The organism is Amycolatopsis sp. NPDC059235 (genome assembly GCF_042754125.1).
In the GTDB taxonomy this organism is placed as follows: Bacteria; Actinomycetota; Actinomycetes; order Mycobacteriales; family Pseudonocardiaceae; genus Amycolatopsis; species Amycolatopsis albidoflava.
In genome coordinates this window covers 1-13,326 of record NZ_JBHZAG010000087.1, presented here as the reverse complement: position 1 = coordinate 13,326, position 13,326 = coordinate 1, and the positions used below count along the sequence as shown (strand labels likewise).

General features: G+C 69.7%; 11 protein-coding genes and 1 pseudogene. 7 read left to right on the top strand and 5 right to left on the bottom strand.

Annotation, left to right across the window (positions count from 1 at the left end):
- Positions 1–100: 100 nt before the first annotated feature.
- The 6 genes and pseudogenes from ACFXI3_RS37860 (at position 101) to ACFXI3_RS37835 (ending at position 8,853) form a co-directional block, all read left to right on the top strand.
- On the top strand, positions 101–949 hold the full coding sequence (locus ACFXI3_RS37860; RefSeq protein ID WP_378406194.1) for a fructosamine kinase family protein: 849 nt from the start codon (positions 101–103) through the stop codon (positions 947–949).
- A gap of 550 nt (positions 950–1,499) precedes the next feature.
- Positions 1,500–3,020, top strand: coding sequence for a sensor histidine kinase (locus tag ACFXI3_RS37855; protein WP_378406192.1), 1,521 nt, complete (start codon positions 1,500–1,502; stop codon positions 3,018–3,020).
- Positions 3,021–3,059: 39 nt separating this feature from the next.
- A complete protein-coding gene (locus ACFXI3_RS37850; protein WP_378406190.1) occupies positions 3,060–4,871 on the top strand; it encodes a glycosyltransferase family 39 protein in 1,812 nt (603 codons plus the stop codon).
- A gap of 103 nt (positions 4,872–4,974) precedes the next feature.
- Positions 4,975–6,240: a glycosyltransferase gene (locus tag ACFXI3_RS37845; RefSeq protein WP_378406188.1), complete on the top strand. Its 1,266-nt coding sequence runs from the start codon at positions 4,975–4,977 to the stop codon at positions 6,238–6,240.
- A pseudogene (locus ACFXI3_RS37840) lies at positions 6,237–8,063 on the top strand (ArnT family glycosyltransferase). The gene ACFXI3_RS37845 and the pseudogene ACFXI3_RS37840 overlap by 4 nt, the downstream one beginning before the upstream one ends.
- Positions 8,064–8,151: 88 nt before the next feature.
- The gene (locus tag ACFXI3_RS37835) at positions 8,152–8,853 is read left to right on the top strand and encodes a serine/threonine protein phosphatase (RefSeq protein WP_344283617.1); all 702 of its coding nucleotides are present in this window, start codon (positions 8,152–8,154) and stop codon (positions 8,851–8,853) included.
- Between the two features lie 6 nt (positions 8,854–8,859).
- On the opposite strand, the gene ACFXI3_RS37830 is transcribed toward ACFXI3_RS37835, so the two are convergent.
- The 4 genes from ACFXI3_RS37830 to ACFXI3_RS37815 all read right to left on the bottom strand — a co-directional run bounded on the left by ACFXI3_RS37830 (position 8,860) and on the right by ACFXI3_RS37815 (position 11,512).
- Complete coding sequence (locus ACFXI3_RS37830; RefSeq protein ID WP_378406186.1) at positions 8,860–9,345, bottom strand: DUF2127 domain-containing protein; 486 nt, start codon at positions 9,343–9,345, stop codon at positions 8,860–8,862.
- A gap of 236 nt (positions 9,346–9,581) precedes the next feature.
- Positions 9,582–10,055, bottom strand: coding sequence for a hypothetical protein (locus tag ACFXI3_RS37825; protein ID WP_378406184.1), 474 nt, complete (start codon positions 10,053–10,055; stop codon positions 9,582–9,584).
- Positions 10,056–10,098: 43 nt separating this feature from the next.
- Positions 10,099–10,329: a zinc finger protein gene (locus tag ACFXI3_RS37820; protein WP_378406182.1), complete on the bottom strand. Its 231-nt coding sequence runs from the start codon at positions 10,327–10,329 to the stop codon at positions 10,099–10,101.
- A gap of 556 nt (positions 10,330–10,885) precedes the next feature.
- On the bottom strand, positions 10,886–11,512 hold the full coding sequence (locus tag ACFXI3_RS37815) for a maleylpyruvate isomerase family mycothiol-dependent enzyme (protein ID WP_378406180.1): 627 nt from the start codon (positions 11,510–11,512) through the stop codon (positions 10,886–10,888).
- A gap of 535 nt (positions 11,513–12,047) precedes the next feature.
- Between ACFXI3_RS37815 and ACFXI3_RS37810 the strand changes: the two genes are divergently transcribed.
- Complete coding sequence (locus ACFXI3_RS37810) at positions 12,048–12,338, top strand: hypothetical protein (RefSeq protein ID WP_378406178.1); 291 nt, start codon at positions 12,048–12,050, stop codon at positions 12,336–12,338.
- A gap of 800 nt (positions 12,339–13,138) precedes the next feature.
- On the opposite strand, the gene ACFXI3_RS37805 is transcribed toward ACFXI3_RS37810, so the two are convergent.
- The coding region (locus ACFXI3_RS37805; protein ID WP_378406176.1) for a hypothetical protein at positions 13,139–13,326 on the bottom strand (188 nt) is incomplete at its 5' end.

Below are 13,326 nucleotides of genomic sequence, written 5' to 3'. Positions count from 1 at the left end.
ATCCGAGTCTAGGCCAGAGGGTTGACAAGACCGGCTGCGGGGCACCTGCCGAGGCAGAGCCGATCAGCACGCGCCGGTGCGCGCCCGTAGCGTCGAGGACGTGGTTTCCGGGCAACAGAGCGAAGGTCCGGCCGCGGCGGCGACGCGGCTCACCGGATTCGAGGCAGCCTCACGAGGCCCCTCAGGCACCCTCAGTGAGGTCGTATTGACCGACGGCCACCAGCATTTCGACGCGGTGGTGAAGCGCGGCCACGCTCCAGGCGCGACCCAAGCCGAGGCCGCCGGACTGCGCTGGCTGGCAGCGGCGGACGCAGTGCGGATCCCCCAGGTGCACGGCGCCGACGACACCTGGCTGGTACTGGACCGCGTAACCGAGACGAGCCCGTCGCACGCCGAGGAGTTCGGCCGCGACCTCGCCCGCCTGCACGCGGCCGGAGCCCCCGCTTTCGGAGCCCCTCCCCCGGCCGGCCTGGCGGACGCATGGATCGGAACCGCGCCGATGCGCAACTCACCAGGCGAATCATGGCCGGAGTGGTACGCCGAGCACCGAATTCTCCCCTACGTCCGAATGGCGTCCGAGATCCTCGACACGACGGTGTTCGAGCGCGCCTGCGCCCGAATCCCGTCGGTAGTCGGCCCGGCAGAACCGCCCGCGCGACTGCACGGAGATCTGTGGAGCGGCAATGTCCTGTGGGACGCCGACGGCGCGATACTGATCGACCCAGCCGCACACGGCGGACACCGAGAGACAGATCTCGCGATGCTGCACCTGTTCGGCTGCCCACACCTGGAGCGAATCGTGGCCGCCTACGACGAAGCCGCACCACTGGCGGACGGATACCGGGAACGAATCGCCCTGCACCAGCTTTTCCCACTACTGGTGCACACAGTCCTGTTCGGACGGTCCTACGCAAGACAAGCGACCGACGCCGCCCGCTCCCTGGGCTAGCCCCCCACTTCGCCGTCCGTGAGGGCCACCTTCACGGACTCAGAGTCCCTCAGGGTTCCCCTCACGACCCGCCATTCCCTCAAGGAGCCCCTCACGGAACAGGATTCCCTCAAGGGGCCCTTCACAGCCCACCCCCCAACCGCACCCGGTGCACCCAACCACCGAGGAACCCAGCCTTCCCCCAACCGCACCCGACGCACCCAACCAACGAGGCACCCGACCTTCCCCCAACCGCACCCGACGCACCCAACCGACGAGGCACCCAGCCTTCCCTCAACCGCACCCGATGCACCCAACCATCGAGGCACCCAGCCCGCCCCCAACCCCGATACGAAGCCTTCCCTGCGGGCGGCGGGTGCTTGTCAAGGCATCTTTCCCGCCTTGACAAGCACCCGCCGCCCGTCAGCACAATTGAGCTTCGGGGTGCCCCACGCAACCAACGCCTGCAATGTCGCCGCCAGGCGACGAGCAGTCACCCCAGCACCCCCCGCACAGCGGACTCACAGCAAGCACACATCGCCCCCACACCCGCAAACCGCACCCTCGGGTCATGACCCTCCGCGCACGATTAGCCGCCGCTCACCCAAGGCGGCGATCCCTGCGCACCAAACTCACCGTCTCGGTAGTAATCCTCCTCTCCCTGGTCTGCCTGACCATCGGCGTAATCAGCGAATTCGCCCTGCGCGCCTTCCTCCTGACCCAAACCGACACCCAACTCTCCGCGGCCACCGCCCGCGCCCTCGACTTCGCCACCCACCCCGGCCCTCCCGGCAACGAACGCAACCCCCTAGACGCCCCAGGCCAAGGCGCAGGCACCGTAACCGCCCACTTCGACTCCGACGGCCAAGACGGCACCGGCGGCTGGCTCTCCCCACACGGCCAGCGCATCACCCTCACCCCAGACGAACTGACGGCACTGCAAGACCCCCCGGCAAGCGGCCGCCCCTACACCCGCACCCTCGGCAACCTCGGCGACTACCGCCTGACCGCCATCTCCATCCCCGACGGCACAGTCATCACCGGCGTCCCGCTAGCCCCCATGCAACAGACGCTGCTGACCGTCGGCCTGATCCTCTTCGGCGTAGCCGCAGCCGGAGTAACCGGCGCGGCCTTCCTAGGCGCCTTCGCAGTCCGCCGAACCCTCCGCCCACTGGAACGCGTGGCGGAAACAGCGTCACGAGTCTCCGAACTCCCCCTAGACAGAGGCGACGTAGACCTGTCCGTCCGAGTCCCCGCCCAAGACACCGACCCCCGCACCGAAGTAGGCCAAGTCGGCGCAGCACTGAACCACATGCTCGGCCACATCTCCTCCGCACTGGAAGCCCGCCACGCCAGCGAACTGCGCGTCCGCCGATTCGTCGCCGACGCCAGCCACGAACTGCGCACCCCGCTAGCCGCCATCCGCGGCTACGCCGAACTCGCCGGCCGCTCCGACAGCCACGCCCCACCAGACGTCGCCCATTCGATGACCCGGATCGAATCCGAGGCCGACCGAATGACCGCGCTCGTCGAGGACCTCCTCCTGCTCGCCCGCCTCGACGCGGGCCGTCCGCTCGACGTCGCCGAAGTAGACCTGACCCGCCTGGTCGCGGACGCGGTCAGCGACGCACACGTGGCCGGCCCGCACCACGTCTGGCAACTCGCCTTGCCCGACGAACCGATCCTCGTCCTAGGCGATGTCCAACGACTGCACCAAGTTCTGGCGAACCTGCTAGCGAACGCCCGCGTCCACACACCACCCGGCAGCACAGTCGTCACCGCCCTCACGAGATCGGTCGACGGCAGCGCCGTGGTGACCGTGACCGACGACGGCCCCGGCATCCCGCCCGAACTTCAGCCCGCGGTGTTCGAACGCTTCGCCCGCGGCGATTCGTCCAGGTCGCGGGCAGCCGGGTCGACCGGACTAGGCCTGGCAATCGTGTCGGCAGTACTGACTGCGCACCACGGCACCATCACGATGCACAGCCGCCCAGGCCAGACGTCCTTCGCCGTCCGTCTGCCGATCGCAGTCCCGGCGCAGCGCACACCGCTCGCCTATGACCCCAAGTCCCACAGCGGACACACAGGGTAGGCACATCCCGACCCCAGGTCGCGCCGCGAGGCTGACCGCATGACCGCAGTCGCGACCCACCCAGCCGTTCCCGCCGCGCCGCTACAGCGCGCCGAACCGAGGTGGGTGCGCCCGAGCCTCGTGTTGCTGCTCGTCGCGACCGCCGCGCTGTACCTGTGGGATCTGAGCGCATCCGGCTGGGCCAACGCGTTCTACTCCGCCGCCGCGCAAGCCGGATCGCAGAGCTGGAAGGCACTGTTCTTCGGCTCCACCGACGCGGCCAACGGCATCACCGTGGACAAGACGCCCGCCGCACTCTGGGTGATGAGCTTGTCCGCGCGGCTGTTCGGGGTGAACGCGTGGAGCATCCTGATACCGCAAGCATTGATGGGTGTCGGCTCCACGTGGCTGCTGTACGCGACCGTGCGACGCACTTCCGGCGCGGCGGCGGGATTGCTCGCTGGCGCAGTGCTGACGCTCACTCCGGCCGCGGCACTGATTTTCCGGTTCAACAACCCAGACGCATTGCTCGTCCTGCTGCTGATCGCCGCTGCCTATTGCACCGTACGGGCGATCGAGAAAGCCAGCCCGCGATGGCTCGTTTTCGCAGGCGTGGCAATCGGATTCGGCTTTCTCGCCAAGATGCTGCAAGCGTTTCTCGTCCTGCCCGCCTTCGCTCTCGCGTACCTCGTGGCCGCACCGATCGCGCTCGGCAAACGCCTGCTGCACCTGCTCGCCGGACTCGCCGCCGTCGTGGTTTCGGCAGGCTGGTACCTCGCCGTCGTGGCGTTGTGGCCAGCCGCCGACCGGCCGTACATCGGCGGCTCCCAGAACAACAGCCTGCTCGAACTTACCTTGGGGTACAACGGCTTCGGCCGCATCACCGGCGACGAGACCGGCAGCGTCGGCGGAAGCCCGGGCGGCGGCTGGGGCAGCACCGGACTGTTCCGGTTGTTCGGCAGCGAAATGGCGGGCGGAATCGCCTGGCTGCTGCCCGCCGCAGTGCTCGGGCTCGGCGCTGGCCTGTGGTTCACCCGTTACGCGCCCCGCACCGACCGCAGTCGCGCCTCGCTGCTGCTCTGGGGCGGCTGGCTGCTCGTGACCGCCGTGGTGTTCAGCTTCATGGGCGGGATCATCCATCCCTACTACACCGTCGCGCTCGCTCCGGCGATCGCCGCGCTCGTCGGGATCGCCGCCGTCCAGTTGTGGCGGATCCGCGGCAATCCGGCTGCCGTAGGGCTGTTGAGCGGCGGTGTCGCGCTGACGACGGTCACGGCCTACCTGTTGCTGGACAATTCATGGCAGCCGTGGCTTGCCCCGACAGTGCTCGTCCTCGGGATTCTGGCGGCTATCGCCCTGTTCTTCGTCCAGCACTTCGGCCGGATCGCCGCCGTGCTGGGACTGGTCGTGCTGCTCACCGGAACCGGCGCGTACAGCCTCGCCACCGCGTCCACTCCGCACACCGGCGCGATTCCGTCGGCTGGACCGAATACGCGGCAGATGTTCGGCGGCGGCGGATTGCTCGGCACCACCCTGCCCGGCGCGAACCTGACAGCGTTGCTGCGGAAATCCGGCGAGCACCGGTGGGCCGCGGCGACCGTCGGGTCGAACAACGCCGCCGGATACCAGCTCGGCAGCGGCAAACCGGTGCTCGCGGTGGGCGGATTCAACGGCACCGACCCGTATCCGACGCTCGCGCAGTTCGAGCAGTACGTCCGCGAAGGACAGATCCGCTACTTCCTCGGCGACGGCCTGACCATGCGCGGCTCCAGCAGCGGAAGCGACGCCGCCGCCCAAATCGTCCAATGGGTGGCCGAGAACTACCAAATGACCACAGTGGACGGTGTGACCGTCTACGACCTGGCTGCCTGATTCCGTGCCGTGCGGCCAAGATCACCGGATCAGGCGTACGTCGCACAGCGCAAGCACAGGAACACCACAAGGTGGCCAAAGCCCCGCGGACCACGGTGAACGCATGAACGCCACCGCCCCCTCCCGCAGCGGCGCCCCGCGGCCCGGGACGACTCCGGTCGGCCTCGGCGGCCCGCATCCCGTGCTCGACGTCGTCATCCCGGTCTACAACGAGGAAACCGACCTCGAACCGTGCATCCGCAGACTGCGGGCGCATCTCGCCGAACGCGCCGGCTACCCGTACCGGATCACCGTCGCGGACAACGCGAGCACCGACAAAACCCTTGCTGTCGCCGAAGAACTGGCCAGCGAGTTCCCCGAGGTCGAGGTGCGCCACCTCGACGAGAAGGGCCGCGGCCGGGCGCTGCAGGCGGTCTGGTCCTCCTCGGACGCCGCCGTGCTGGCCTACATGGACGTGGACCTGTCCACCGATCTCGCCGCGCTGGACCCGCTCGTCGCGCCACTGTTGTCCGGACATTCGGACGTCGCGATCGGCAGCCGCCTCGCCCGCGGCGCCAGGGTGGTGCGCGGACCGAAGCGCGAGTTCATCTCCCGCTGCTACAACCTGATCCTCCGCGGCACGCTCGCCGCGAGGTTCTCCGACGCGCAATGCGGGTTCAAGGCGATCCGCGCCGACGTCGCCCGCGCGCTGCTCCCGCACGTGCGCGACACCGGCTGGTTTTTCGACACCGAGCTGCTCGTGCTTGCCCAGCGCGCCGGGCTGCGGATCCACGAGGTGCCGGTGGACTGGGTCGACGACCCGGACTCCTCGGTCGACCTCGTCGCGACCGCCACCGCCGACCTCAAAGGCATCGCCAGGGTCACCCGCGCGACCTTCACCGGCGAGATTCCCGTGCACCGGCTGCGCGAACAGCTCGGCCGCGAACCGATCGGCGTGGAGGCCCCCGGAGTGTCGCCGAGCCTGGTGAAACAACTCGTGCGCTTCGCCGCGGTCGGCGTCGCCAGCACTGTCGCGTACCTGCTGCTTTTCCTGGTGCTGCGGACGATGGTCGGCGCGCAGGCGGCCAACTTCACCGCGCTGCTCGTCACCGCGATCGCGAACACCGCGGTGAACCGGCGGGTGACCTTCGGCGTCCGCGGGCGGGCCGGCGCCGGACGGCATCAGTTCGAGGGGCTGATCGTGTTCGGCCTCGGGCTGGCGCTGACCAGCGGTTCGCTCGCCTTGCTCAACCACACCACCCATCCCGGGCTCGTCCTGGAGACGACCGTGCTCGTGCTGGCGAACCTCGCCGCCACGGTACTGCGCTTCCTGCTGCTGCGGGGCTGGGTCTTCAATCCGCGCCGCACCGCTACCGAGGAGTCGTCTTGAGCACTGTCCTGTCCGCCCGGCCCGCTGCCCCGGACACGCCGGATCGCGCGACGCCTCGCTGGATCCGTCCGTCGGTGTTCGGACTCTTGGCGCTCACCGCTGTCCTGTACTTCTGGGACCTGACCGCTTCCGGATTCGGCAACTCGTTCTACGCCGCCGCCGTGCAATCGGGCACGCAGAGCCTGAAAGCGTGGCTGTTCGGTTCGTTGGACGCCGGGAACGTGATCACTGTCGACAAACCGCCTGCTGCGTTGTGGGTGGGAACGGCTTTCGCACGGGTCTTCGGGTTCTCCAGCTTCACCGTGCTTGCACCGCAGGCACTCATGGGCGTCGGCTCGGTCGGGCTGCTTTACCTGACGGTGCGTCGCGTTTCGGGGCCGCTGCCGGGATTGCTGGCCGGTGCGATGCTCGCGCTGACGCCGGTCGCCGCGCTGATGTTCCGCTTCAACAACCCGGACGCGCTGCTCACGCTGCTGCTGATCGCCGGGGCGTACTGCACGGTGCGGGCGATCGAGAAGGCCAGCCCCCGGTGGCTGGTTTTCGCTGGTGTCGCAATCGGATTCGGGTTCTTGACGAAGATGATGCAGGCGTTCCTGGTGCTGCCCGCGTTCGCCCTCGCGTACCTGATCGCCGCGCCGACCGGACTGGGAAAACGGTTGCTGCACTTGGTTTACGCCGGGGTCGCGGTGGTCGTCTCGGCTGGCTGGTTCGTGGCGCTGGTGGAGCTGTGGCCGTCGGGGTCGCGGCCGTACATCGGCGGGTCGACCGGGGACAGCCTGTTGGAGCTGGCTTTGGGGTACAACGGGCTCGGGCGCATCTTCGGCGGGCAGGGCAACGGCGGCGGGATGGGCGGTTTTGGCGGCGGAGGGAACAGCGCGTTCGGCGGCAGTTCCGGTCTCGGACGGATGTTCGGCGCGAGTTTCGGCACTGAGGTCTCGTGGCTGCTGCCCGCCGCGCTGATCGGGTTGGCGGCCGGGTTGTGGTTCACCCGGCGGGCCGCGCGCACCGACCGGACCCGGGCGTCGCTCGTCGTCTGGGGCGGCTGGCTGCTCGTGACCGGGCTGGTGTTCAGCTTCATGAGCGGCACCGTGCACCCGTACTACGCGGTGCAGCTCGCGCCCGCGATCGCCGCGCTGGTCGCGATTTCCGGGCACGCGCTGTGGCGCGGCCGGGCGCACTCCGCGCCGAGAACGGTGCTGGGCGGAATGATCGCGGCGACCGCGGTGTAGGACTTCATCCTGCTCGACCGCACGCCGGACTGGTTCCCGTTGCTGCGCTGGGCGATCGTGGTGCTGGGGTTGCTGGTGAGCACCCTCGTGGTGGTCGGGGTGCCGCGGGCGCGGACCGTTTTGATCGGGCTGGCGGCGGCGATTGTCGTGACGCTCGGGGTCGGCACCGCCGGGTACGCCGTGGAGACGGTTTCCTTGCCGCACAGCGGTTCTATCCCGACTTCGGGTCCGCGTACCGGGGGCATGGGCGGCTTCGGAGGCGGCATGGAAGAAGCCAACGGCTCCGTCGGTCAACTGCTAGGCGGCACGACGACGAAGTGGGCTGCCGCGACGACCGGGTCGCAGTCGGCGGCGAGCCTGGAGCTGGCGAGCGGCAAGTCGGTGATCGGCATCGGCGGCTGGGACGGCAGCGATCCGGCCCCGACGCTGGAGGAGTTCAAGCAGTACGTCGGGGCGGGCGAAGTCGCGTACTACGTGGACGGCGGGCGCGGCGGCGGTCCCGGCGGCGGGTCGAACGACATCTCCGAGTGGGTGGCCGCGAACTTCACCGCGACCACGGTCGGTGGCGAAACTGTCTACCAGCTCACCCGGTGAGACGGCGGATCCTCAGCCTCCTCCCAGGAACGAGGCGCATTCTGGAAAGCACGGAGAGTCATCCGCAGGGAACGCCCGGGAGGTCACGATGGCCGGATATCCACGCTGGCACACCGCGAGCGAGCAGGGGCCGCGCGAGCGCAATGCCGACGCGGTGAGCGCCTACGCGGCCGCCGGGGCACGCGGAATCACCTTCGCGCTCGCCGACGGCGTCGGGGACGACCCCGGCGCCGGCCGGGCCGCCCAGGTCGCCGCCGCGGCCGCCGCGCGCACTCCTGTCGAATCCGGCCCGGTGAAGGCGATTTTGGCCGCACAGCAAGCAGTTCACCGGCTGGGCGGCACCGGAGACGCGGTGCTGGTCGTGGCGATGCCCCACGCCGGCGGCTACCGGATCGCGTGGGTCGGCGACGCGCGGGCGTACGCCTGGGACGGGTCGATGATCCACAAACTCACGCAGGACCACACGATGGCGGAGTACTTCCGCTCGCGGCACCAGCCGTACTCGCCGCGGATGGAGCACCTGGTGACCACGAGTGTCCGCACGACGAAACCGGAGGAGATCGGCACGACGGAGACGTCGAGCGGAGGCCTCCTGCTCACCAGCGACGGCGTCCACAAGGTCCTGACGCCCGCCACAATCGACGAAATCCTGGCCGACCCAGCCCGCGGCGCGTCCGCTCTGGTAGCGACCGCCATCGCGCTGGGCGGCCGCGACAACGCGACGGCCCTGTTCGTGGAACCGGCGGACGTGGCGACGTTGGTGACGGAAAGGTTTCCCGCTGCCGCCTGAGCGAGGTCAGGCGTGATCGCGTTTGAGATTCCGGTACTCGCGAAAGACAAGCACGATGATCACCGCGTCGAGCGCGGCGAAGAAGGGCAGCGCGATGGAGTGGGTTTCGAAGGCACGATAAATCTCGTACACGACGAACGCGGCGAGCACGACCATCGCGACCGGGTAGGCGCGCACCCACTTGCGCGCGAGCGCCCACACGAGGCCGAGCTTGAGCAACCCGTGCGCCAGCAGATACGCGACGGCGAACGTCTTGGTGCCCCCACCGACAAAGTGCTCCGCAGCGGTTTCCAGATGCCGCGCGAGCGTGCCGGAGGGATCGCCGAGCAGGTCGCGGGTGATGACCGCGTTCACGAACCCGGTGACGACCGTCGCGGGGATGAACGCCAGGATCAGCGCCCCGATCAGCTGAAGGGCTCCGTCGAGGCCCTTCAGCGTGATCGCGATCCGGAACAGCCGCTCGGTGGAACGGGTGGAGGTCTCCTCGCTCATCGGTACAGGAAACCGGAAAATCCCGAGGGTTGCTGGGTTGATAGCCGGGTTTCGGACGGGTGATCCGGTTTGTGCATCCTGTCGCTCGGATTTAGCCGAGCAAGCTCAGCCCCGTACCGATCAGCGTTCCCCCACAGCTCACGCCCCCGAGTTCGCACACCGGTCATGCCCCCAGCCAAGCCGGTTCCGCCCGCTGGTTCAGCTCCGTCGCCCGGCCGTTCCCGCTGCCCGGCCCTTCACTCGCGGCGCATCGCGGCCCCGCCCTTGCTCTGGCATTCCGGGCACCGCTCGTACCTTTTCGTGTGATCGTGCGGATCCTGCCCGAACACCGGAAAACACGCCGCTCCGCACAGCCCGAGGTACACCGGCCCACAGCGAAGCGGACGGCGGCCGACTTGATGCGCCAGCCGTGCCGCGTTCTCCGGTGCACCCGCTTGGGGCAGCCAGCCGTGCGCGGGCAGACTCGCCAGGACGGCCTCGTTCAGGTGATCGGCCCGACGGACCAACGCCCGGCCGAGGTCAAGGAGACGCTCGCCGAGGTCCCGCACCGCGTCCGGGCGCGGGGATCGTTCGTCGAGCGCCCGGGTGAGGAACGCGAGGTCGAGTGCCAGGGTGGCTTGCAGGTCGCGAATCCAGGTGACCAGTTCGGGTCCGGTGAGCCCCACCGCCGAACCGCGCTGCTCCGGCAGCCTGCTCCAGCGTCCGGTCATGCGCCGTTCCCCGCGAGCGCCGGGTGTCGGTCCTCCACACCGCTCACGCCAGGCACCGATCTTCGCTCGAGCGGACCTGTCCTTCCCGGCGGAGCCACTCCTCCGCGCATTCGGGACACGTCGGATCGAACCAGTGCCCGCCGAGTTGCGGCACGTCTCGGCGGGCGACCGTGACTTCGGCCCCGCACAGTGCGGTGAACGTTTCCCCGGGTCTCGGCGCGAACGGCCCGTCCAGTGCGTGCCGTTTTCCTTCCGCCTGCTGCCACCTGAACACCGGACTCCTCCCCTTGTGGTGCTTGGAGTCCTATTTGGGATGTCGCCCACGCGTAACGCAAGCCCCCGGTCCGGGTGATCATCTGGGCCGGGATTTTCCCGTAGCCGCAAGCATTTTCGCCTTGCGACGGAGGGTTGAGCGCGGGTTACCGCCGGGTTAGCTGTCACCAGCTGGTGACACCCCGGAGGGCGGACGCCGCCGCGGTTGCCGGCGCCCGTGCCGCCTGAGCGATGCGAGGCGCGGCGGCAGGCACGGGTGCCGCGAGGGGGAAGGCGGCGGGCGTCCGGTCGGGCATCACCTCGCTTTCGGGAGTGCGGTCGCCGACATGACTGCTGTCGCCAAGCGCATACGCAACCCCCGCGCGAGGGTTGTCACACGACAGTGGTGCAAATAGTCAGCACGCCGAGTGGCAGCACGCCGCGGTGACGCAGGGGCGCGCGGGCGAGAACAACGGCCGCAGATCGAAGGGCCAACGCGCTGGAATCACTTCGCAGCCGTCCGGCTGGCAACGCGCGGCAAGACAAAGATCCGCGGCAGTCCAGCACGCGATGCCGGATCAAGCCACGACGGTGCGGCTGATCAGCACGTCCAGTCCCGGACCGGTCAAGTCGTCCGCCGCCGCGCGACGGCCTGCCAGTGCCAGCAGCAACGCCTCCGCCGGGCCGCGGACCTCGATGCCTCTCCCAGACGCCCAGTCCACGTCGGTCGCGACCGCGCGCAAACCGGTCAGCCGGCGCGACACCCCGATCGGCGGCGCGCGCAGCGACAGCTCCAACGCCCGGCGCAACCGCGCCGCCGGGATCGTCCGCGGCAAGCCGAGCGGGCGGCGGATGTCCTGCTGGTGGATGAGGCCGTCGAGAAACCCGACCATCCCGCCGAACTTGCCCAGGATCCGGCCCGGCTGCGGGTTCCGCCGCATGACGCCGATCAGTTCCTCCGGCGCGCGCACCCTGTACTCGGCGAGACCGGTCTCGTTGGACCGTTTCAGCGACAGCCCCGCCCGGACGAACCGCTGCGCCAGCTGGCGTCCGCTGAGTTCGTCGTAGCTCACGACGTGAGCGATGACCGAGCGCACGTTCCAGCCGGCACACAGCGTCGGCTCGTCCCACTGCTCCGGCGTGAGCGTCTCGAGGAAGTCCGCGAAGTCGGCGCGCTCCTCGCGAGCCAGCGTCCGTACGTCCATGCCCTCCCCCATCCGCGGCGGACACTCACCGTAGCAGCGACCCGGTCGCGTTCGCCGGGCCGAACAGGACAGCGGACCCCAAAGTGGGTCTCTGCACACATTCACCCGATCAGGTTGAAGAGGTGCGCATTGATAACACTCGGAATAGTCCGGCAGATCGCGAATACCCGTTACTCGAAACACCAGGCAGGAGAGCGTCGGAGAAGATTTTTCCGCCCCGGGTTAGCGCGATCGGCGGCGGCCGTGCAAAGATAGCGTTGCCGCAGGCAGGAGGGGTTAAGAGGGTGGAATATTCCATTCCCCGGACGCCCGCCGCGGCCGCCGGAACCAGTTCCCCTCGGGGGCGGGCTGGGAACTGTGTTCCGGCACTTTTCCGGCGGACAAGAAAGGATCCACAATGACCGGTCCTGGCGCGGAAAATGCAGGCCAGGCATACCGTCGGACAGAAAAATCGGACACTGGCGACGACACACAGTATGCCGTCGCCGTAAGTCAACGCCCCGGCCGAGTGACCGTGACCTTTCACGAGCCAGGCATGCCGCAACCAGCGCCGGCCGTGCCGTCGCCGCGGCCGAGCACGCGCCCGGCTTACCCGTCGTGGAAGACCGCGCGGACGTCAGTCGAACTGGCCGCGCGGCAACCGGACGGCGGGACCCGGCCGTGGCAGCTGATCGCGCTGCTGCTGACCCTGCTCGTCGGGGCGACCGCGCTCGTCTTCGCGACCGCCGGAGTCCTGGCCGGACTCGCCACCGCGGGCGGAGTGGCGCTCGTGCACGTCACCGGAGCCGTGCTCCGCAAGCGGCACACCGCGAACCGGGACGCCTGACCACCCTCGAAGCGGACGCCGGCGGCGGCTCACGGCCGCCCGCGTTCTGCGCTCCCGGTGCCCGGCTGGGCAGGGCCGGGCACCGGGAGACGAGGGTCCGCTGTCGCGGGGATTGTTTCCGGGCTGGCGGCGGATGCTGCTCAGCGCCCGGCAGCGACCGGGCGACGGTAGTTGGCGGTGGTTGGCTGTGAGGGCCACGCCGCGGGCCGCTCAGGAATCGACAAGACGCGGGCTCGACTGGGCTCGGTTCAAGCTCGGCTCGGGCTCGACTGAGCTTGGTTCGGGCTCGACTGGGCTTGGTTCGGGCTCGACTGGGCTTGGCGCCGCGCATCGGCTTGATTCGCTCTGCCCATCCGCACAGGTCAACCCGCCGCCTTGGCCTGCCCAGCCCGCAGGCGCGCGGCGGTCGGCTCGACCGCTCGGCTCACCCTGCCCTCTGCCTCGCTCCGCCCGCACCGAGTCGGCTTGACTCAGCCCGCCAGCCCGGCCCCTGACCACCGGCCCGACTCGACTCGGCCGCAGCTCGGCCAGGCTCAGCCCAGCTCGGCCCACAGCTAGGCCAGGCACAGCCCGGCCTAGCCCCGCTCGGCTCGGCCGCACCCGACTCTGCCCGGCACGACACGCCTCGGCTCAGCTCGGCTCGCCCCGGCCGGACCTGGCCGGACCTGGCTCTGCCCGATATGACACGGCTCCACTCCACCCGGCCCGGCCCAGCTCGTCCCGAGCAGACCTGGCTCTGCCCGGCGTGGCACGGCTCAGCTCCGCTCAACTCGACCCCACCCGGCTCAGCCCGGCCCGACTTAGCTCAGCTCGGCACAGCTCCACTCGGCACAGCCCCGCCGTGCCCGGCACAGCTCCGCTCGAATCGGCCCGGCCCGGCCCGGCCCGGCCCAGCCCAGCCCAGCCCAGCCCAGCCCAGCCCAGCCCAGCCCAGCCCAGCCCAGCCCAGCCCAGCCCAGCCCAGCCCAGCCCAGCCCAGCCCAGCCCA